Genomic DNA, 22479 nt, shown 5'->3' with positions numbered 1-22479 from the left:
AAAAACATACTACCGGCTGACTAAAAGTTGCTTAATCACCCATCTTTTTAGTCACTATAATCACCAACAAATACCCAAAAGATGCCGGTAGCTTTTGGGTTTTGTTTAACCCGCTGTCCCGGCAATTTATTGGGCTTTACCCTGACACATACACCTGACAAGATGAGGATTATGATAAGGAATAAAAAATGGTTATTGATGTATTTGGTTCTTTGGAATTTTGCTGTCATTTCCGTCCATTCCCAAATTGATGCTCCTCCTCGTCCCAACATTATCATTTTTCTCACCGATGACCTGGGCTATGGTGATCTGGGTAGCTACGGTCATCCATTTATCAAAACACCCCATTTGGACCAATTTGCCAAAGAGGGGGTAAGGATGACGGATATGCATTCGGCTGCAACGGTTTGCTCCCCTTCCCGGGCTGCAATCCTTACCGGAAGAAACGGGTACCGCAGCGGATTCTACAATATTGCCGGTTTTTTTGGGACCACACTGGACAGCAATGAAATCACCCTGCCTGAATTGCTGCAGGAAGAAGGTTATGAAACCGCATTTTTTGGCAAATGGCATTTGTCCAAATTGGAATCTCCGAAGGAAGTTTCAGTAAACGAAATGGGTTTTGACTACTCCCTGGCCACTTCCGTCAATGCTTTTGGGACAGGACCCAGGAATCCGGAGAAATTCATAAGGAATGGTGTTCCGGAAGGGCCAATGGATGGTTGGTACGTAGACATCGTTTCCCGGGAAGCCGCAGATTGGATCTCCGGGAAAAGAGATAAAGACAAACCCTTTTTTATCATCATTTCTACCAACGAGCCGCACACCCCAATAGATCCTCCCAAAGATTTTGCCAGCCTGTATGATACGGAAGAGCTGAGAAGCTTGACCCAACAGATCTCCTATGGGGGTGTGAAACGGCCGGAAAAGGATATTTTTCAATACGCTAAGGAATACTATGGTACTGTATCTCAGGTTGATGATAGCTTTGGTGCCTTGATGCAGTTTATTGACAAGCAGGGCCTGAGGGATTCCACCCTGGTTGTTTTTACCAGTGACAATGGTCCTGAATACCCCGTTACCCTTGAGGAATCTCATGGAGAATGGGAGGACCCCATACGGGACAAATGCTTTGGCTCCCCGGGAATTTTGCGGGGAATGAAGCGTTTCCCCTATGAAGGAGGGCATCGGGTACCAGGATTGATACGATGGCCGGGGCACATTCCTGCCGGAACGGTAAGCCATCAATTATTTAATGGTACCGATTTTTTACCTACCATTTGTAAACTGACAGGTGCGGCTGTTCCGGAAGACAGAACCATAGACGGGACGGATGCATTTAATGCTTTTCTGGGAAAGGACTATGAAAGAGAGGTTTTGCCGATTTGGTTTTTTCTATTGAATTCATCCCACATGCCGGGCATGGCGCAGATGGCCATGCGTTACGAGGATTATGTACTGGTGGGTAGGCTGGCCCCGAGACGGGAAAATTTTAATCTTATCCCCAAAGAAGGAAATTTTCCTGCAGTGGATTGGCTAAAAACAGCGGTTCCGGATACTTTTGAGTTGTACGACATTAAAAATGATCCTGGCCAAACCACTGATATTGCCCAACAGGAATACGCCACCTGTTTGGAATTGATTCCTCAAATGCAGCAGCTGTGGCTGGATATCAGGGACGAAGGTCCCTGGTGGGGCAGAATTCCCAATTAATCGAATAAAAAATGTTTTTTATTAGTCGGATTTGAATTATATTTTGAAAATAGAATACCTCTTAATCTTATGAATGTAAAATTTACTGCCTGGTATATCCCTATAATTGTATTGTTGTTCCTGGCCTGCCAAAAGCGTACAGATAAGGTATCCATATCAGATGCTGCTCGCTCTGGTTTTATTCTCCAGGAATCGGATTTGCCGGATTACGAAAAAAACATCGACCACAAGGGTTTGCTTCAGGCATTGGGAGATCGGCATGGAGAGTCCATGCGTACCGGAGAGCATATCTATACCAACACCTGCATTACCTGTCACGGAAATCCGGAGCAGGAAGGCTCACTTCCCACCGCATTTAAATTTTGGGCCGACACCTTTAAAGTGGGTGAGGATCCTTATGCCATTTACCAAACCCTGACCCGTGGGCATGGTGCTATGCCTCCTCAGGTCAATCTGACACCAGTGGAAAAATATGATGTCATTCATTATATTAGAGAAACCTTTGTTTCAAAAGAAAATCCCGCACAGTATTTTAACATCGATGAGGATTATCTGGCCAGTTTGCCGGAAGGTACAAGTAGAGGGCCCGAGCCCAGGGAATATAAACCCTGGGAAGAGATGGATTACGGAAATTTTTTAATCAACACCTATGAACTGGTAGATGAAAATGCTCCTCCCCGGGAACGCTCCACCGGTCCGGTACAACCCCTTCCCGATGAAGACTTTGGGGATGCTAATTTTGCCTATAAAGGAATAGCTGTCCGGCTGGACAATGGCCCAGGTGGGGTAGCCGCAGGCAAAGCCTGGATGATGTTTGATCATGACCTGATGCGTGTAGCCGGAGCATGGACAGGTGATGGGTTTATCGATTGGGAAGCCATATTGTTCAACGAAAAGCACAATATTTCACCGAGGACAATCGGCAAGCTGCATGTGGAAAATGAGACAGGTCCGGGCTGGGCGCATCCGGAGACCGGTACTTTTGTCGATCCCCGGTTTTTGGCCAGGGATGGAAGGAGATTTGGGCCGCTTCCCAAAGAATGGACACATTTTGAAGGGCTTTATCCTTACGAAAACCGCCTTATCATGTGGTATACGGTTGGTGAAGCCCGGGTTTTGGAGACATTTGGACTGGATTCACTGGAGCATCAGCCGGTTTTTTCCCGTACATTGAACATCGAGCCTGCGGAAGGCCTCTTGAAAATGCGGGTAGCTCCTCTGGGCACTGCAGTGGCATTGACCGGAAAGGGAGCAGCATTGGCTGAAGAAAATGGTTTCCAGGTTGTAAATATAACTGCTTCCGAACCTGTAAAGATTAAAATATTCATGGCCGCTTCAGGCGTTTCCGGCCTGGAAGAATGGGCCCAATCCTCGGATCCTCCAGCTTCCCTGGAGCAATTCACCAAGGGAGGTCCGGCTCGCTTTCCGCAACTATTGGAAACCAATATTCTGCAGGGAGAGCAGGAGGGTGCCTTTCAGGTGGATATCCTCAACCCGCCTTTCAATAGTCCCTGGAAAAACCAACTACGTCTGAGTGGACTGGACTTTTTCAGGGATCGAAATAAAGCAGTGGTATGCGCAACGGACGGAGATGTATGGCTGGTGGAAGGCTTTACGGAGAACAAGCAAACCCTGACCTGGCAAAGGATTGCTTCAGGTTTGTTTCAGCCATTGGGAATCAAGGTGATTGAGGAAGAAATTTTCGTTACCTGCCGGGATCAGATCGTTCGTTTGCATGATTACAATGGGGATGGAGAAGCAGATTTTTACGAAAGTTTCAACAATGACCATCAGGTAACCGACCACTTTCATGAATTTGCCATGGGACTTCAGGCCGATGCGGAGGGCAACCTCTATTATGCCAAAAGTGCCCGGCATGCCAGGGAAGCATTGGTTCCGCAGCATGGCACCCTGATCAAAGTTAGCCCGGACGGTGAGCATACGGAAATTATCGCTACCGGATTCAGGGCAGCCAACGGAGTATGCCTTAATCCCGACGGATCCTTTATCGTTACAGATCAGGAAGGACACTGGAACCCCATGAATAGGATCAACTGGGTAGAAGAAGGGGGATTTTACGGAAACATGTTTGGCTTTGACCCACCTGCCGACAGTACCGATTCCGGAATGGAGCAGCCCCTGGTATGGGTGGAAAGGGAAAGAGACCGTTCTCCTTCAGAACTGCTATGGGTGGACAGCGAAAAATGGGGGCCTCTGAACGGTAAATTATTGAGTTTTTCCTATGGCTATGGCAAGGTTTATCTGGTGCCTTTTGAAAAAGTGGGCGGACAGGTTCAGGGGGGTATTGTCGAGTTACCTTTGCCGCGATTTGCCACGGGTGTAATGCGCGGGCGCTTCAATCAGGATGACGGGCACCTTTACCTCTGCGGCTTATCCGCCTGGGGATCTACCCAACCCCAGTTGGGGGGACTTTACCGCATCCGGATGACCGAAAAGCCTGTGCATATACCGGTAGGCATTCAGGCGCAGCAGGATGGGATTTTGTTGACTTTTTCGGAAAAAATGGATGAGAGCAGTGTGCGGGAGTTGGCCAATTATTCTGTGGCCACCTGGGATTTGTTGCGTTCCAGAAAATATGGGTCCAAGCATTACAACGAAAAGAAATTGACCATTACTGCTGCCGAACTGGGAGCAGACGGTAAATCCGTTAAATTAAAAATGCCTGATATCGAACCCACCTGGGTGATGGAAATCAATTACCAGCTAAAAAGTGAAAAAGGAGATGAAGTGGAAGGCCTGGTCCAGAATACCATTCACCAGTTGGGGGAGGCTGCTGCTATTTAAGGTATAATTTCAGCGGGAAAGCATACAATCAACCCAAAATCCTTATTTAATCGTTTTTGCACTAAATTTTGGTAGGCCGGGTCGAATCAATAGGATCTACTACTATGTTTTCGAAAGAAAATCCCCCTGTGTCCCCCTTTGGAAAGGGGGATTTTGTTCAGGATTGATAAAGCGTGAGCGGTCCCAAATGATACCTGTAGAGGCTGGATTCTATCAAAAGCATCAACAGCAAACCTTTTGGTTAATATCCTGTCCAGACCGACAATCTTCGGATCGAATCCTTATCCATTTGTTGATGCGAACGATTAAGTATGGGTACAGGTTATCTCAAGCAGTTAGTGGATGTTGACCGTTTTCTCAAAACTTTAATTTGTTTTTATAAGTTTAGGGAAATAATGAAGAAAGCATTTGAGCTACAGGTAATCCTCATTAGTTTTATGGCCTAAACTTCTTGAAATATGTTAGCAGTAGAAGGATTGATCAAGAAATACGGTAAAGATAGGGCCGTGGACAATATTAGCTTCACTTTGGAAGGTGGAGAGCTGGTAGGGCTTTTGGGTCCCAACGGTGCAGGCAAAAGTACTACGATGAAGTGTATTGTGGGTTTGTTGAGAAAAACAGCCGGAGATATTAAAATAGGAGGCCATGATCACCTGAACATTGCCGCGAAAAAACTTTTCTCCTACATTCCGGAAACACCATATGTGTATGACCTTTTGTCTGTAAAAGAGCACCTGCAATTTATCGCACAGGCATATGATGTGAAAAATTGGAAAGAGAAGGCAGAAAGCTTGATGGATACCTATGACCTTACCGATAAAGCGGATAAGCTTGGGAGAGACCTTTCCAAAGGCATGAGGCAAAAAGTTTCCATTTGTTGTGCCCTTCTACCCGATCCCCAGATTTTGTTTTTCGATGAACCCATGATCGGGTTGGACCCAAAGGCCATTAAAAACACCAAAAAAATTTTCCAGACCCTGAAAGATAATGGCAAAACCATTTTGGTGAGTACGCATTTAGTGGACAGCGTAGAGACCATTGCCGACCGCATCATGATTATGAAAGCAGGCAAGATCATAGGTAACGACACCCTTTCCAATCTTAAAGCCACCTTCGCAGATGGGGACCTTTCCAGTCTTGAGGACCTGTTTTTAGAACTTACCAAAGATGCATGAATTTGGCCTTTTGATCAGAAAGGACATTTTTGTCCTGGTGAACAATATTAAACTAATTCTCAAAAACCCATTGAGGCTTTTTCCTTATCTTTTTGTGGTGGGCTATTTCAGCTTTTTCTATTTCCGAAGGGGCAGGCAGTCTATGGATGACAGCAAGGAGGGCTTCGGGGATGTGCAGGACCTAGCTGATCAGGCAGATAGTATCAATTTTGCCTTTCAGAACTTCCTGGGCATTATCACACTTCTGGCTTTAGGATTTCTGGTATTTCAATTGTTCAGGGCAACAAAGAAAAACACCAGTTTTTTTACCATGGCAGATGTAAACCATTTATTCCCTTCCCCAGTCTCGCCTGCAAATATTTTGTTGTATTATCTGCTCCGTTCCTTTGTTCCAGCCCTGGGCGGAAGCATTGTGTTTATCCTTTACAGTACCGCGCAGTTGAATGAAGCGTTTGATTTTCATTTTGGCAGCCTTAGTCTGATGATTTTGGGGCTGACCTTCTTTTTCTTTTTGCTTTCGGGCATCCGGTTTTTGGTTTATACCCTTCATACCCGGTACGGTATTCTGGCTTATATTCAAAACGGGGTAATGGTGCTTGCAGTACTGATTTCACTTTTGATCATAATCCCCGGATTTCTGGCCGAAAAATTTTGGCAAGGCATGTTTTTGTGGATCAGCTCGCCCTGGTTTGACGTTTTTCCCATGGTTGGCTGGAGCAGGAATCTGATCAGCTATCCCGGTCATGAAAATACCCTATTGTCCCTTGGTTTTGTGGGGGTTTATGCATTGGCTTCATTTGGCGTCGTAAAGCTGGTCATCTTACATTCCGGTCATTATTATGAAGATGTGCTGGAGGCCACACAATCCAATGAAGAAACCAAGGAAAAGGCCAAAGGGAAAAGGGAGGCTTCGGAATCTACCATGAGCCTTAACAAAAATAAGAAACTGGAATTAAAAAACTTTGGAACAGGTGCCTCCGCCCTTTACTGGCGGAATTATGTCCACAGCAGCAGGCAGGATTTTCATCCGCTTATAGGCGTTTACGGATTTGGTATTGCGGGTATTGCCATCATAATGGCCTGTTTGTCATTTTCGGGCTGGCTGTCCCATAAGTGGATCAACGGCTACTTGCTCACTCTTCTGGCTTTTTATTTCATAGCAGGAATAACCAAAACCTCAGTTGGCGACCTTAAAAAGCCTTATTTTATCCTGATACCTGCCAAATGGTCGGCCAAGTTCTGGAACATGATAAAGTTGGACATGTACCAAACCCTTGTATTTGCTTTGGTTTTGATAGTCCCTACAGTAGCTATCGCCCAATTGAGTTGGGGCCTGGTCCTGTTTTTTCCCTTTTGCCTTCTTGCTTTTTACATCAGCGGATTTGCAATTAGCCTGACCGCTCAGGTGGGGTTTGAAGAAGGTTGGGACCGTAAACTGGTGAAGCCGCTAATCATAGGCGGAGTATTGGTGTTCGGCATTTTGCCATCCCTTGCGTTGGGCACTACGGCCTTTGTGGTATCCGGACAGTTTGTTTATGCCATGTTGGGTACAAGCATTGGCATGGCATTGGTAGCTGCTGTTTTGTTGCATTTGACCCTTGATATCATCAGTAGGGTTGAGTTAAAGGAAGCCAACTAATAATGTTTTAGAAAGAGAATTTCCCATAGTTCCCGTTTAGAAAGGGGGTTTTGTTTACGATTGATTGCTTGTGGGGGTCCCAAATGACAGCGCTATAGTCTGGGCCCTGGGAATAGGATCAACAGCTTTTATAAAATTGCCCCTTACCCAATTTTTTTTCGATTTCCTTTGCCGTTTTGGTGATGGAAAGTCCTCCAAGGTTGGTACACCTTAGTGTATTGGGTATACTTTTGCCTACTTCATACATGGTCTCTATCACCTCGTCCATTGGGATCAGGTGATCATAATCGGCCAATGCCATATTGGCACATGAAAGGGCATTGGAGGCAGCCATGACATTTTTATTCAGACAGGGGGCTTCAACCCGGTTGCCAATGGGATCGCAAATCATCCCCAAAGAACTTTGCAGGGCCATTGAGGCTGCGGAAATACTCTGGTTTAGATTTCCCCCGGCAAGGTGGACGATGGCTGCCGCTGCCATGGAAGAGCCGGAACCGCATTCGGCCTGACAGCCACCCACCTCAGCGGCAAAGGTGGAATGTGCCGCAATAAATACGCCGATCAATCCAGCGATCATCAATGCTTTTACGGTATCTTCATCTGATAGTCCAAGGGCATCCGACACGGCCAGCACAGCACCGGGCATGGCACCACAGGATCCCGCAGTGGGTGCAGCGACGATTACTCCCATTGAACTTTTGACTTCCATGATGGCGGATACGTACATGATGATTTTGTTCAAGACATCCGCATCTACCAATTTTTTACTTTCCATCTGGGATTTGAATTTTACCGATTGGGGGCCCAGAATGCGGTCTTCATAGCTTGTTCCCCGAAGGCCGGTGCCGACTGCATCTTTTAGAATTATGCGGATGTCATCCATTTTGGCAAGCACCTCTTCTTCCGAAATATTCCCCCTGATGCTCTCATACCTGACAGCCAGTTCCCATAGGCTAAGATTTTTATCCTGGTTATAAGCCATCATTTCGTCACAGGTAATAAAAGGAACGGTCTGATCTTTCTTGGTGAGCACCGGCAATACGGGTCTGATCTGTTTCACACGATTAACAGCATCCATCTCCTTTAAATCCTGCAAATCTTCAGGAAAATGTTGGGATTTGAGTTCCAGAAAATCCTGATCACCAGTACGTAATTCCAGGCTATCAAAGTCTTGTTTGTGTTTTAGGTAATTTTGTATGCTGTCAGGATCCGTGGTATAAATAAGTGTCATAAAGCAATCACCGGCATATGAAACCTTCGCTCCATCGATTTCCAGCACTTCAATCATTCCGCCACCGGTGGAAATGGCAACTACCTGATGTGTTTCCCAGGGATTGGTCAATGTGATCTTATAAGTATTGGGATGATCCGCCTGAATGTCTTTGATGTTTATTTTTACCTGAATACCGGCAGCACCCATATGCTGTTCCGAATTCACCAGCCGTTCATCATGGGCCTCCCAGCCCAAAAAACCGCCAAACAATCCCATATCCGATCCCTGCTCCTTGTGCGTGGTAGCCAGGGAACCCGCAGGGTCAAATTCGATTTCTATGGTAGAAATGCTCCCTTCCATCAGGTCATGGCAGATCCTTCCTATGCGTAAGGATGCCGCACAATGAGAACTTGAAGGACCTCTCATTACTGGTCCCACTACGTCATTAAATATACTAGGTAAGTTCATTTCTCATTTTATTTGTTCAATATTAAATATAGCACTAAAAGATGCAGATGTATTTTCAAATATTAGCTATTGTGTGTACTATCTTAACATTCTAACTTTTCTTTGTGTGCTTTTTTGCATTCTATTTTCTTTTATTTTAAATTAATAACAATATTTCGTTAAATAATTCACCTGAACCAACAAATGCAACCTTTACACTTTAAAGTACCGAAATTAGAAGAAGAAACCATTAGGGTGGAGTGTTGGGATTTAGACAATTTTTTTGAACCCATACATTATCACGAGGAATTCCAGATCAGCTTGATTCTGGAGGGGGAAGGATCTCTATTTGTGGCAGAAAGTGTGGTTCCCTTTAAGAAAAATGAGATTTTCTTATTGGGGAAAAACCTGCCTCACGTTTTCAGAAATAAGCACGTAAACTTTGGAGGGGCAGGTCATAAAAAATCGAAAGCTGTATCCGTATTTTTTAATCAGGATGTCCTGAAAAATTCACTTAATGAAATACCTGAGGCCTATTCCATCAAAAGATTGATTGATTTTGCCATTTATGGGGTAAAAATTTCTGATAAAATAGAAGAGGAGATGAGCATAAAACTCAGGGCGCTACCGGAAAAGAATTCTTTTGAGCGTTTTTTGGGATTACTGGATATCCTTCAGTGCATTTCCAGGGACAATAATCTGAATTTTATTTCATCTCTTGGAGTTCCGATTCATTCCGTACAGGAGAATTTACCTAAGATTAATTTGGTTTTTGAGTACATCAGGAACCATTTCAGCGAAAGAATCACGCTTAAGCAGGTCTCAGAGATGGTAAACATGTCCCCAACTGCCTTTTGCAGGTATTTCAAATACAAAAGCCAAAAAACGTTTTCCAGATTCTTAATAGAAGTGAGGATCGCCAATGCCTGCAGGCTATTGTATCAGGATGATTTCAATACCTCAGAATGTTGTTACAGTTCAGGCTATAATAACCTGTCCAATTTCCACAAGCATTTCAAGAGTGTAACCGGGATGACACCTTTGGAATATAGAAATAACATTCTTAAAAAGACTTCAGTGCAGTGATGCTGTCAATCCTAAAAATGGGATGTTCAGAATAGTGACAGGACTATAATTCTAGTGTGATTTTTTACATCTTAAAATTGACATTCTTTTTTGATTTCTTTCTCATCGCTAAAATAACATATCCTTTGGCTAAAATGGTGGAATAGATAATGTGTCCAAATACCATATCTTTATGGGTATAGTTTGTGGCCTGTTTTAAACCATTGGGCTTGCTTTGTACCTGAGCCCACAATAATAAAAAACTGAATGAAAAGGATTATTTTACTTGGCTTTTGCTTTTTCATCTTTGCTGGCACAGTGTTTTCTCAATCAAACTTGAGCTTATCGCAAATTTTTGCCGAAGAAACTTTCACACAAAAAAGATTTGGACCCATCAGGTGGATGAAGGATTCAGAAGGCTATTCCAGCATTGAGAAAAACGAGGAAACAGGTGGAGAGGACATTGTCCGTTACGAGGCAGCAACAGGGGCCAGAAAAATGCTTGTTTCCTCTGAAGAACTAATTCCGGAAGGAGGGACCGATCCTTTGAAGGTCGCAGATTATCAATGGTCAGCAGACAATAGTAAACTGCTTATTTTCACCAATACTAAGAAAGTGTGGCGGTATCATACAAGGGGTGATTATTGGGTATTGGACCAGGAAAGCAAGCAATTGAGAAAACTTGGGAAAGGTATTCCGAGCAGCAGTCTGATGTTTGCGAAATTTTCACCGGACGCCTCAAAAGTGGCCTACGTAAGCGAATACAATATTTTTGTGGAATCCCTGACCACAGGAGAGATCCGGCAAATCACGACTGATGGGGGAGGAGACATTATCAATGGCACTTTTGATTGGGTATATGAAGAAGAGTTGGGTTGCAGGGATGGATTCAGGTGGAGTCCTGACGGAGAAAAAATTGCTTATTGGCGTTCCAATACCAAAGACATAGGAACCTTTTATTTGATCAATAATATTGATTCTATCTATTCCAAGCCTATTCCGCTTCCCTATCCGAAAGTAGGTGAAAAACTTTCTGCGGTTAAAGTTGGTGTGGTTGCTGCGCATGGAGGGGAAACGCAATGGTTTGATATTCCCGGTGATCCCCAAAACAATTATCTGGCAAGAATGGACTTTATACCCGGTTCGGAGGAGTTACTGATACAACAATTAAACCGGCGACAGAATACCAATACCGTTTGGATCGGCGACAGCAAAGACATGTCGCTCACCAGGATTCTGGAGGAAAAAGAAGAAACCTTTCTGGATATTCACGATAACCTGATATGGTTGGAGGATCAGGAGTTTTTCACCTGGACCAGTGAAAGAGATGGCTGGCGGCACCTTTACAAGGTTTCCCGGGATGGCCAATCCACTACCTTGCTTACCCAGGGAGATTTTGATGTGGAAAGGATCAGCCATATAGATCCGGTAGCTGGTTATGTGTACTATATTGCTTCACCTGACAACTTCACCCAGAGGTATTTGTATCGTAGTCCGATTTTTCAAACAGGCAAAGCAGAAAGGATTACACCTATGGGATCACCGGGACAACATGCTTATCAACTTTCCCTGGATTCAAAGTATGCCATTCACACCTTTCAGAATGCAAGCATTCCGCCGGTCATTTCGTTGGTGGATCTTCCCGGTCACAATACCCTGAGGGTTTTGGAAGATAATCAGGAATTGAAAGAGAAATATGATAGACTGGGACTCAGACCCAAAGAATTCTTTAAGGTGGATATTGGGGAGGTAGTTTTGGATGGGTCTATGATAAAACCTGCCGATTTTGATGCCTCTAAAAAATATCCGCTTATTTTCTATGTTTATGGTGAACCTGCGGGGTCCACTGTGCAGGATAGCTGGATGGGCGGGGATCTTTGGCATCAATACCTTGCCCAATTGGGATATGTTGTCATCAGTATTGACAACCGGGGAACCAAAACGCCCCGGGGAAGGGATTGGAGGAAATCCATCTACGGCCAAATAGGTATTCTGGCATCTGAAGACCAGCATGCGGCCGCAGAAAAAATCCTTTCCACCTACGATTTCATTGATCCTTCCCGGGTAGGGATTTGGGGCTGGAGTGGAGGAGGGCAGATGACCCTGAATTGTATGTTCAGATATCCTGAGTTGTACCAGACAGGCATTGCAGTTTCCTTTGTTTCTGACCAAAGGCTTTATGATGCCACTTACCAGGAAAGGTACATGGGTTTACTCGAAGACAATAAAGCGGGATATTTTGAGGGCTCCCCAATCAATCATGCCGAAAATCTTGAAGGTAAGCTTCTGATCATGCATGGTACGGCGGACGATAATGTGCATTACCAGAGTTTTGAAATGTTGGTGGATAAATTGATCGCTCACGACAAATTGTTTTCTATGATGTCTTATCCCATGCGGGCTCACGGAATAAATGAGCGGAAAAACACCTCCCTGCACCTGAGAAAAACCATGGAAAAATTCTGGTTGGGGAATTTAGAACCTGGTGGCCGGTAGTTTTTACCAGTTGCGTTTTAAAAAAAAATCATACAACAATGCATAATCTTAAATTAAAATATTGTTTACACTAAATAAAATAGCTATGATAAATTGGAAAGGAGTATTTCCAGCCATTACCACTAAATTTACTTCCGATGACCAGCTGGATTTAAAAGCTTTTCATGCCAATATCAAGGTTCAAATGAAAGCCGGAATAGACGGAATTGTCATAGGTGGAAGTCTTGGAGAAGCCAGCACCTTAACGGATGCGGAAAAGGAAACATTGGTAAAATCTACTGTTGAGGAGGTGCAGGGTAACATTCCCGTGGTTTTGACCATTGCCGAACAATCTACCCGAAAAGCCATCGAAGTAGCAGAAGCTGCCAATGACACTGGTATCAAGGGGCTTATGGTCCTTCCACCCATGAGGTATAAGGCCGATGACAAGGAGACCGTTACTTTTTTCAAAACCATTGCCGGAGCCACTGACCTTCCCATTATGATCTATAATAATCCCATAGATTACAGGATATTGGTTACCCTGGATATGTTTGAAGAATTGGAAACCTGTAGCAATATCAACGCAGTAAAAGAGTCTTCAAGGGACCTAACCGTAGTCACCAAAATGATCAATCGATTTGGAGACCGGTTTAAGATACTGGGAGGAGTAGATCCCCTGGCACTGGAAAGCCTGACACTTGGGGCACATGGCTGGGTAGCAGGACTAGTTTGTGCTTTCCCTTATGAGACGGTTGCGATCTACAGGCTGGTTCAGGAGGGCAGAATGGAAGAAGCCCTGGAAATTTATCGCTGGTTTTTTCCACTTTTGGAATTGGACATTCATCCCAAATTGGTACAGTATATCAAATTGGCGGAGGCAGCCACCGGTCTGGGTACTGAATACGTACGTGCTCCCAGATTGATGCTTACCGGAGAAGAGCGGCATAGGGTGATAAAAATAATTGAAGATGCCCTGGCAGAAAGGCCTGCTTTGCCCACATGGGAGAAAATTTCCCTTTGAAGACTTGTTTAATATTTGGAATTTTGATGAATTTAAAGGATTATACCAACCCGATCATCGGGGGCTGACTCATTACGCATATCGTATACAAAATGAAATTATTTTCCAAAGAGACTTATCAGGAGAGAAGAAATAAATTAAAAAAGTCCTTTTCCGGAGGACTGTTGCTGTTTTTGGGCAATGAAGAAAGTAGCAGTAATTTTAAAGACAACTGGTATCCCTTCAGGCAGGACAGTTCTTTTCTTTATTTTTTTGGATTGAATTTACCTGGTTTAGTGGCAGTAGTAGATCTGGATCTGGATGTGGAAATTATTTTTGGAGATGAGTTGACCACAGAAGAATTGATCTGGCATGGAGAAAAACCCAAACTTAGGGATTTGGCAGTTCAGGTTGGCATAAGTCAGACGCGCCCCATGAAAGATATTGGGAACTACCTCAAAAATGGAAAGCAGCGGGAAATACATTTTCTGCCTCCATACAGGCCTGAAAACACACAAAAATTGATTCATTGGCTAAACATCAGTGGACCTCGCATCCCCGCTGAAGCCTCTGAGGAGTTAATCAAAGCAGTGGTGGCATTGAGGTCTATCAAGTCTGATGAAGAGATAGCTGAGATCAGCAGGGCGGTGAATACTAGCGTAAACATGCACCGAAAAGTAATGATGCAAGCCAAACCCGGAATGAAGGAATATGAATTATTGGGTATGGTTACTGCGGAGGCTGTAGCAGCAGGTGGCAACCCTTCTTTTCTACCCATAATTACCGTTGATGGGCAAATACTGCACAACCACAATTATTCCAATACCCTCACCGAAGGGAAAATGCTTTTGGGAGATTTTGGGGCCGAATCAGATATGCATTACGCAGGTGACATTACCCGTACTATTCCGGTAGGGAAGAAATTTTCTGTTGTACAAAAAGAAGTTTACGACCTGGTTTATTTTGCCCATGTTTCAGCCATTCAGGCCTTGAAACCTGGTGTTCGCTTTTTGGATATTCACCTGTTGGCCTGTAAAAAATTAGCGGAGGGTCTAAGAGATATGGGTTTGATGAAGGGGGATATTGATGATGCTGTGCATCAAGGTGCGCATGCCCTTTTTTTTCAATGCGGTCTGGGGCACATGATGGGTCTGGATGTACATGATATGGAGGATCTGGGGGAGGAATATGTGGGATATACGCCCTCATTAAAGAAAAGTGATCAGTTTGGTTTAAAATCTCTCAGATTGGGTAAAGAGCTGGAACAAGGTCATGTGCTTACTGTTGAGCCAGGTTTGTATTTTATTCCCCAGCTCATGGACCAATGGGAAGCCAATAATGTACATAAGGACTACATAAATTATGGAAAACTGGCAAATTTTCGGAACTTTGGTGGCATACGGATTGAAGATGATTTTCTGATCACCAGGGATGGCTCATCCTTATTGGGAGATCCCCTGGAATCCTCTACCCAAGAACTGGAAAGCCTCAGAAACAGATAGGTTTTACGGCATGAATAAGGGAAGAAGGGTATGGAAATTCATGTCGGGGCATAATGTTGCTTACCGATGAATCATCCAATCTGTTTTCAATATCTGCCCACCAAAAACCCATTCACCATGCAAAAAGTGCTTACAGGCAATCAGGTAAAATCTTTGGACGAAAAGTATGTGTCCGGGGAAGGTATCAGTTCCTATCAGCTCATGGAAAGAGCCGCCCACACATTTTGTGACTGGTTTATCTCCCGCTTTTCGGAAAAAATCACCGTTTCTGTTTTTTGTGGTACAGGTAACAATGGGGGAGATGGACTTGCTATAGCGAGGATTTTGCACCTGAAAGGGTATGAAGTGAAGGTTGGGCTGATTGGTAATCCGGAATCTGGTTCAGTGGATTTCAGACAAAACCTGAACGTAATGCCTGAATTTGTAATTGTTGAACCCTGGGGTCAGGTTGTGGAAGGTGGGGTGATCATTGATGCCGTTTTTGGGGTGGGGATCAACCGGCCGCTGGAAGGAGAATACCTGGAATTGATCCAAAGGCTGAATGAAGCAGCTTCAGCAAAAATTAGTGTAGACGTGCCATCGGGTCTTCCTTCCGATTCACCAGCGGATGGTGAAGCTTTCAGGGCCGATTACACCATAAGCTTTCAATTTCCCAAAATCGCTTTATTGATTCCTGAAAATGCCATTTATACGGGGAATTTGATCGTCAAAAGCATTGGAATAGACCAAAAATATTTTGACTCTTTTGAATCCATGCGGTTTTTTTATTCAGGAGAAAAGCTTGATGAATACCACAAGCAATTCCACGCCTTCAGCCATAAGGGAGATTTTGGCCGGGTGCTGTTGGCCGGAGGGAGTTATGGGAAGATGGGATCCATAGGTTTGGCTACCAGGGCAGCCCTGCGGACCGGAAGTGGATTGGTTTTTTGTCATGTTCCTGCCTGTGGAGTGGAAATCATCCAGGCCGGCATTCCCGAAGCTATGGTAATGCCAGCTGGGGAAGAAAAGGAAGTTGCCGCTCAATTGGATTCTTCAGGTATAGATGCCCTGGGCATGGGTCCCGGGCTTGGTAAAGGCGAAAATGCCAGCAGGTTGGTACATCAGGTATTAAGCGAATATCAGGGGCCTACGGTAATTGATGCGGATGCCATCAATATTTTAGGGGAGCATCCTGATTGGTTAAATTTTTTGCATCCCAAGGTAATCCTGACGCCACATATCAAAGAGTTTGAACGCATCACAGGCATTGCCTGCAAAAACCATTTTGAAAGAATGGACTTGGCCCGTGACTTTTCCAAAAAATATGGTTGTGTATTGGTATTAAAAGGGGCTTTTACTTTGATTTCTTTCCCTGATGGAAAACAGGTTTTTAATAATTCAGGATCCGTTTACATGGCTACGGGTGGTTCCGGAGATGTATTGACAGGAATGCTTACCTCTTTTTTGGGTCAGGGTTATAGTATAGAACGGGCCGCCATATGTGGTGTTTTCCACCATGGGCATGCAGGAGAATTGGCTGGGGAATCCATGAAGAGAGGGACAATTGCCTCAGATATCATAGCCAAAATCCCGGAAAGTTTCCGCCATTTTGGGATTGACTGAGTTTTATTCGAACGTTAATTTTAAAATTTTATCATCATGAATCCTTACTGCTGCCCTTCCATCGGTATTGCTAGTGGTAACATATAAATTTCCGTCAGGCCCAATGGTTACATCCCTCATTCTGCCATAAATCCCCTTGGATGGGGCATAGGAGAACCATCTTTCTACCTTTTTGACTTCATAATCATTTTCTTTATCAAAAACCAGCCTTATCAGGGCTTGTCCTCCTAAAGAGGCTACATAAAGGTCTCCCCTGTAAAAAGTCATCCCGGCAGGAGGCACTGCAGCCTTGTTCCAAATAGCTTTGGGATCTACATAAGCGCTCATTCCGGGTGCGCCTACGACCACCGGCCAGCCATGGTTACCAGCCTTCTCCACCTTGTTGATTTCATCGCGGTAGCGCACACTTCCTTCCACCTCCGCTCCGGAAGGCCCGTGTTCGGAATTGAAAAATGCCCCCGTTTCCGGATCCCAGGCAAAGCCTTGTACCACCCGGTGCCCGTAGGAATATACCGGTGAATTTTCAAAGGGATTGTCTGAAGGAATCTCCCCTTCATCAGTGATCCTAAGAATTTTTGAAGCCAGGTGGTTGACATCCTGGGCCAGGAATGGTTGGGACATGTCTCCGGTTCCGATGTATAGCAAGCCGTCTGGTCCAAAGGCAATTCTACCTCCCAGGTGAATGGCATAAGCAGGTATATTCTCCATGATTACCTTATCCAATACGGCAGTGTTGCCCCGGTGCTCCAGACGAACGACCTTACTTAGAAGTTCATCCTTCTGATTGCGGAAGGCATGCATGATGTATATCCAGTTGTTGTTTTCAAAATCCGGATGTATGGCCAAACCCATCAAACCTGCATCTACTTCATGTACAGCTCCGGGTACATCAAAGTATTTTTCCTGCTCCCGTTGTCCAGCGGGAATCCTTACAATATCACCAGTCCGCTGGGCAACCAGGGCATCTCCATTAGGGAGAAAACGCAAGGACCAGGGGATGGTCAGGCTGTCCACCCAGACTTCAACCTTAACACCCGGAACCTCAGGTAAGAAAACATCTTCTGTTTTTTGAGGGACTTCGCCTAAAATGGGTTGGGCTTTTTGAATATTTTCCTGGGCAATTATGAAAAGGGGAAATAGAAAAATCAGCACTAAACTAAATATAGTTTTGGATTTCATAAGCTTCTTTTATTTTCTCTATTAACTTCACCTTTTTCTGAATCGTTCCCTTCCAAATCACAAGTCTGTATTTAACTGATCTGGTAGCAGACGAAACGATTTTCTGTGCAGGGGACTTGCTCCCAATTTCCGGATGCCTTCCCGGTGTTTTTTGGTGGGGTATCCAACATTTTTCTCCCAGCCATATCCGGGGTAATCCCTGGCAAGGCTGACCATCAACTGATCCCGGTATGTTTTGGCCAGAATGGAGGCAGCTGCTATGCTGGCATACTTTCCATCCCCTTTAATGATACAGTCAAATGGAATCGCATGTTTTGATCGGAACCTGTTGCCATCGATGAGGAGATGTTCGGGTTTAACTTTCAAATCATCAATGGCACGGTGCATGGCCAAAAATGAGGCATTCAAAATATTCATCTGGTCAATTTCCGCTACCTCAGCAAGGCCTATGCCCCATGCCACAGCCTGTTTTTTTATTTCATCTGTAAGGAAGGACCTTTTGTTTTTGGCAATTTTTTTTGAATCATTGATCCATTCATTGGCATATGCCGGCGGAAGGATTACAGCAGCGGCCACCACGGGGCCACAAAGACAGCCCCTGCCTACTTCATCGCATCCTGCTTCAATTCTATCAGCTTTTAAATAGGGTAGCAGCATTGGGGTAAAATTCTTTTTCTTTATAATACTTGTGGATTAGTTCAGCCACCAAACCAGTCCATCCTGTCTGATGGGAGGCACCCAATCCCCTTCCATTTTCTCCGTGAAAATACTCATAAAACAAGATTAAATCCTGAAAATGTGGGTCTTTCTGCATTTTTGCGTTATCGGCATAAATGGGACGGTTGCCATCCTTATCTTTTCGGAATATATTGATGAGCCGAAGGGAAAGTTCCTTGGCGATCAAATCCAGCGTGATAAACTTTCCCGAACCTGTGGGGTATTCTATGGAGAAGGTTCCTCCGTAGTAAAAGTCAAACTTTTTCAATGATTCTATGATCAGGTAGTTGATGGGAAACCAAATGGGACCTCTCCAATTGCTGTTTCCGCCAAACATGGTAGTTTCCGATTCTCCCGGGGCATAACTTACCGAAAACCTGCTGCCATTGATCTGTAAGGAATAAGGGTTCTTGAGGTGGTCTTTAGAAAGTGAACGAATGCCATAAGTCGACAAAAACTCCTTTTCATCCAGCATTTTATGAAGGATACTTTTCATCCTGTGACCTCTCAATAGGGAAAAAAGTCTTCTCTTCTCATGTCCAGGGTGAATCCAGTTGGATACCAATGCAGCCAATTTCGGTTTTTCCTTAAAGAAAAAATTCAACCTGTTTTTGAATTCCGGTAAGTCATCAAACAATTCTTCGCGGATGGGCTCTACCGCAAACATCGGAATGATTCCAACAATGGATTTGACTTTCATCAATTCGGGTTCTTTTCCTGAAAGGTGAAGTACATCAAAAAAGAAATTATCCTCATCGTCCCACAAGCTGATATTTTCTTTGGAAATATTGTTCATGGCCCCGGCAATATAAAGGAAGTGTTCCAGGAATTTGGTAGCCGTGTGTTGGTATACCTTATTAAACTCGCATAAATCCAGCGAGATACGCAACATGTTCAGACAGAACATGGCCATCCAGGAAGTAGCATCAGCCTGCTCCAGTTTTCCAAAAAGCTTGTCTACATGGCTTCTGTCAAATACGCTGATATTGTCCAAGCCCAAAAAGCCTCCTTCGAAGATATTTTTCCCTTCTTCGTCTTTTTGATTGACCCACCAGGTAAAATTGAGCAGGAGCTTGTGAAAGGCCCTTTCCAAAAACTCCTGGTCTCCCACATTTCGACCATTGAATTTTTTATCAATCTGGTATATTCGCTGAACCGCATAGGCATGTACCGGAGGGTTTACGTCGTTGAAATTCCACTCGTATGCGGGCATTTGTCCGTTAGGGTGCATGTACCAATCATTGAGCAAAACCAACAATTGTTCCTTGGCGAAGTCAGGATCAAGCCTGGCCAGGGGTATACAATGGAAGGCAAGATCCCAGGCTGCGTACCAGGGATATTCCCATTTATCTGGCATCGAAATGATGTCATAATTTTGCAGGTGCCGCCAATTGCTGTTTCTTCCTGACTTCCTCTCCTGTGGAGGCTGGTACCTGCCAGGGTCCCCTTCAAGCCAACGCTCTACATTGTAATAATAAAACTGTTTGGACCAGAGCATACCTGCAAAAGCCTGCCTTTGGATCATCCTCATTTCATCATCTTTTACCCGCTCCTGTAGGTCTCCATAAAAAGCATTGGCATCATTGATCCTTTCCTGGAATATTTCGCCTGCTTTATCCAGTGCTGCCTCAGTCTCTTCCCGCTGCATTCGAAAGACTACCTCCGCTTTTCCACCTGCAGGAATGTCTATTTTATAAATAGCAGCAGCCTTTGTACCGGTAAACTTAGGATTAAGGTGTTTTTTGTCCCCCTGTATGACATAATCATTGATGGCGTCCTTCAGAAATTTCTTTTGATTTCCAATATGGTATAACCGTTCTCTATTGGTCTCGTTGTCACAAAACTGTAATTCGGGCTCCCCCTGAAAGGTAAAACTGTAATTGCCTGATTTTGGGGAAAAAGCCCGGATTTTATTGGGGCCGGTTTTTCGCAAAGAAGGCATAAAAGGCTCATCACCGGTAAACCAGGTTTTTCTAAACCAAATGGTGGGCATTACCCATATACTTGCTTCTTCGGAACCTCGGTTAAAGATGGTCGCTTTAGAAAAAATATCCTCTACATCGGCCTTGGCATACTCTAAGTATATATCAAAATAGGCATCATCATCAAAAACACCTGTGTCCAATAGCTCAAATTCTTTCTCATTCTTTCCCCTTTTTTGGTTCTCATCCAAAATTTGCTCATAAGGAAATGCCCGCTGGGGATATTTATAGAGCATTTTCATGTAGCTGTGAGTGGGGGAGGAGTCCAGATAATAATACAGTTCTTTCACATCCTCTCCATGGTTACCTTCGTTTCCGGTAAGTCCATATAACCTTTCTTTGATCAGGGGATCCTTGCCATTCCAAAATGCCCAGGCCAGGCAAAGTTTTTGTTTGTGGTCACTGATACCACCAATACCTTCTTCTCCCCAGCGGTAGGCTTTGCTTCTGGCGTCATCATGGGTAACGTTTTCCCAGGCCGATCCATCAGGACTGTAATCCTCCCTAACAGTCCCCCATTGTCTATCCGTGAGATAGGGTCCCCATTTTTTCCAATGACGTTTTTTCTCCCTGTTTTCCTTTAATCGTTCTAACTCTATATTCATGGGTAAGTATGACCAGCTTAATAAAGAGCGAATTTAAAGTATTTCCCTTTCTAATTGTCAAATAATGTCAGATGTATTTTATAATTTTTATGGGGCCGGGTTAGAAAAATTCCCTGAATTGCCTTTAAAATGATTTAATGGAAAAGATTGGGGATTCCGAAAATGAAAAAAATTGAATTTTATTTACTGTAGGCAGAAATGGGGTTCTTTAATTTGGGAGATAGGAGACTAAAACTCTTTTTTAATTCCTGATTATCCACTTCCATAAGGGATTCCATCAGTTTGGTACATTGAAATTCGAGGGTTTGTTCCCATTGTTTAAACTTCACGGTTGAAGCTTTATCCGGGGACTTGCCGTGCAGATAGTGCTCCAAGAGTAAAGGGTCGAATGTATCAGCAGCGATTCCTGCACCGGTTCTTTCGGCATCCAATGCATTGCATTTTTGTTCATATTGGCCCTTTACAGGCACCATCAATACCTTTTTGTTCAAATACATTGCCTCTGCTATAGATTCAAATCCGGCAGTGGTCAGATAGGCTTTACATTGACTTAATTTTTCTATAAAAAGCAGGTCGTTGACCTGGTGAAAAAGCAGGTTAGGCAAAGGTTGGTATTTTTCGGGCATCTCTTTATCATCCCAAAATGCCTCTATTTTTAACTCGGGAAAATTTCTGGCCATCTCAAAAATTTCTTTTGCATAACCGGAATTGACGATGTAAATCAAGAAAAAATCTCCGGGAATAGGGCAAGCGGATTTCACGACAGATTTGATTAGGGGAGGCCATACGAGCAGATTGGTTTTCGAAAAGGCTTGCCGGGGCTCCCAAAGTGAAAGGGCAATGGACTTAAAGGCACCCATGGCGGTAATTTTTGTATTGATCCTGAATAGCAGTTTCTGCATGCCTGCTGGTTTGGCAAATATAAATTCCTGATGTTCGGACAAATACTGGTGGCCGACCACAATGCATTTGGCCGAGGGTTGATAACAAAAGTTATAAATTCCCCCCAGCATATCATAAAAATTGATGATACAGTCAGGCTGATGTGTCTGGACAAGCCTATTGATTTCTCGCAGACTATTGGAAAAGGTGCGGATCTTTTTCAAATTCTCCAGTAAGGTAGCCCCGATCCTAATGGCTTTATTGGCTTTATCTGTAACGAAGTTTGGACTCTGGATCCTGTGTACCTCACAATTGAAAGCCCGAATAAAATAGTTTGGTGTTTCCCGCCTGCTACTGGCTCCTACAATTACCGCCGCTACCTCATGGCCCTCTTTCCGAAGGATTCCTTCCATGACCATGGCTTGGGTCATGTGACCTCTTCCTTCTCCCTGAACGATAAAAAGAAACTTCATGT

General features: G+C 44.2%; 14 protein-coding genes. 9 read left to right on the top strand and 5 right to left on the bottom strand.

From position 1 onward, the window contains the following. Positions 1-198: 198 nt before the first annotated feature. The 4 genes from G9Q97_RS15285 to G9Q97_RS15270 all read left to right on the top strand — a co-directional run bounded on the left by G9Q97_RS15285 (position 199) and on the right by G9Q97_RS15270 (position 7332). Complete coding sequence (locus tag G9Q97_RS15285) at positions 199-1713, top strand: sulfatase family protein (RefSeq protein WP_166148313.1); 1515 nt, start codon at positions 199-201, stop codon at positions 1711-1713. Between the two features lie 69 nt (positions 1714-1782). Continuing rightward, positions 1783-4518: a DUF6797 domain-containing protein gene (locus G9Q97_RS15280; RefSeq protein ID WP_166148311.1), complete on the top strand. Its 2736-nt coding sequence runs from the start codon at positions 1783-1785 to the stop codon at positions 4516-4518. A 458-nt stretch (positions 4519-4976) separates the two neighbouring features. After that, positions 4977-5693: an ABC transporter ATP-binding protein gene (locus tag G9Q97_RS15275; RefSeq protein WP_166148310.1), complete on the top strand. Its 717-nt coding sequence runs from the start codon at positions 4977-4979 to the stop codon at positions 5691-5693. After that, positions 5686-7332, top strand: coding sequence for a putative ABC exporter domain-containing protein (locus G9Q97_RS15270; protein ID WP_166148308.1), 1647 nt, complete (start codon positions 5686-5688; stop codon positions 7330-7332). Before G9Q97_RS15275 ends, G9Q97_RS15270 begins: the two co-directional genes overlap by 8 nt. A gap of 118 nt (positions 7333-7450) precedes the next feature. Here the strand turns inward: G9Q97_RS15270 and G9Q97_RS15265 are convergent, their stop codons facing one another. Then, positions 7451-9013, bottom strand: a complete 1563-nt coding sequence (locus tag G9Q97_RS15265) for an L-serine ammonia-lyase, iron-sulfur-dependent, subunit alpha (RefSeq protein ID WP_166148306.1) — start codon at positions 9011-9013, stop codon at positions 7451-7453. Between the two features lie 183 nt (positions 9014-9196). Between G9Q97_RS15265 and G9Q97_RS15260 the strand changes: the two genes are divergently transcribed. From G9Q97_RS15260 to G9Q97_RS15240, 5 genes are all read left to right on the top strand, one after another. Beyond that, positions 9197-10078, top strand: a complete 882-nt coding sequence (locus tag G9Q97_RS15260; protein WP_166148304.1) for an AraC family transcriptional regulator — start codon at positions 9197-9199, stop codon at positions 10076-10078. A 315-nt stretch (positions 10079-10393) separates the two neighbouring features. Next, the gene (locus tag G9Q97_RS15255) at positions 10394-12553 is read left to right on the top strand and encodes a S9 family peptidase (RefSeq protein ID WP_246255707.1); all 2160 of its coding nucleotides are present in this window, start codon (positions 10394-10396) and stop codon (positions 12551-12553) included. Positions 12554-12638: 85 nt separating this feature from the next. Then, positions 12639-13556, top strand: a complete 918-nt coding sequence (locus tag G9Q97_RS15250; RefSeq protein ID WP_166148300.1) for a dihydrodipicolinate synthase family protein — start codon at positions 12639-12641, stop codon at positions 13554-13556. A gap of 92 nt (positions 13557-13648) precedes the next feature. Continuing rightward, on the top strand, positions 13649-15037 hold the full coding sequence (locus G9Q97_RS15245) for an aminopeptidase P family protein (protein WP_166148298.1): 1389 nt from the start codon (positions 13649-13651) through the stop codon (positions 15035-15037). A gap of 117 nt (positions 15038-15154) precedes the next feature. Further along, a complete protein-coding gene (locus tag G9Q97_RS15240) occupies positions 15155-16639 on the top strand; it encodes an NAD(P)H-hydrate dehydratase (RefSeq protein ID WP_166148297.1) in 1485 nt (494 codons plus the stop codon). Between the two features lie 3 nt (positions 16640-16642). Here the strand turns inward: G9Q97_RS15240 and G9Q97_RS15235 are convergent, their stop codons facing one another. The 4 genes from G9Q97_RS15235 to G9Q97_RS15220 all read right to left on the bottom strand — a co-directional run bounded on the left by G9Q97_RS15235 (position 16643) and on the right by G9Q97_RS15220 (position 22477). Then, entirely contained in the window at positions 16643-17818 is a 1176-nt protein-coding gene (locus G9Q97_RS15235; RefSeq protein ID WP_222852004.1) for a PQQ-dependent sugar dehydrogenase, read from the bottom strand. 57 nt (positions 17819-17875) lie between these two features. Then, entirely contained in the window at positions 17876-18475 is a 600-nt protein-coding gene (locus G9Q97_RS15230; RefSeq protein WP_166148295.1) for a ribonuclease HII, read from the bottom strand. After that, complete coding sequence (locus tag G9Q97_RS15225) at positions 18450-21122, bottom strand: MGH1-like glycoside hydrolase domain-containing protein (protein WP_166148293.1); 2673 nt, start codon at positions 21120-21122, stop codon at positions 18450-18452. Before G9Q97_RS15225 ends, G9Q97_RS15230 begins: the two co-directional genes overlap by 26 nt. Positions 21123-21301: 179 nt before the next feature. After that, positions 21302-22477: a glycosyltransferase family protein gene (locus G9Q97_RS15220; protein WP_166148291.1), complete on the bottom strand. Its 1176-nt coding sequence runs from the start codon at positions 22475-22477 to the stop codon at positions 21302-21304. Positions 22478-22479: the final 2 nt, after the last annotated feature.

Origin of the sequence: Cyclobacterium plantarum (genome assembly GCF_011290685.1) — a bacterium.
GTDB classification, from domain to species: Bacteria; Bacteroidota; Bacteroidia; order Cytophagales; family Cyclobacteriaceae; genus Cyclobacterium; species Cyclobacterium plantarum.
Note: the sequence above shows the minus strand (reverse complement) of the source record. Positions and strands in the feature narration are given on the sequence as shown.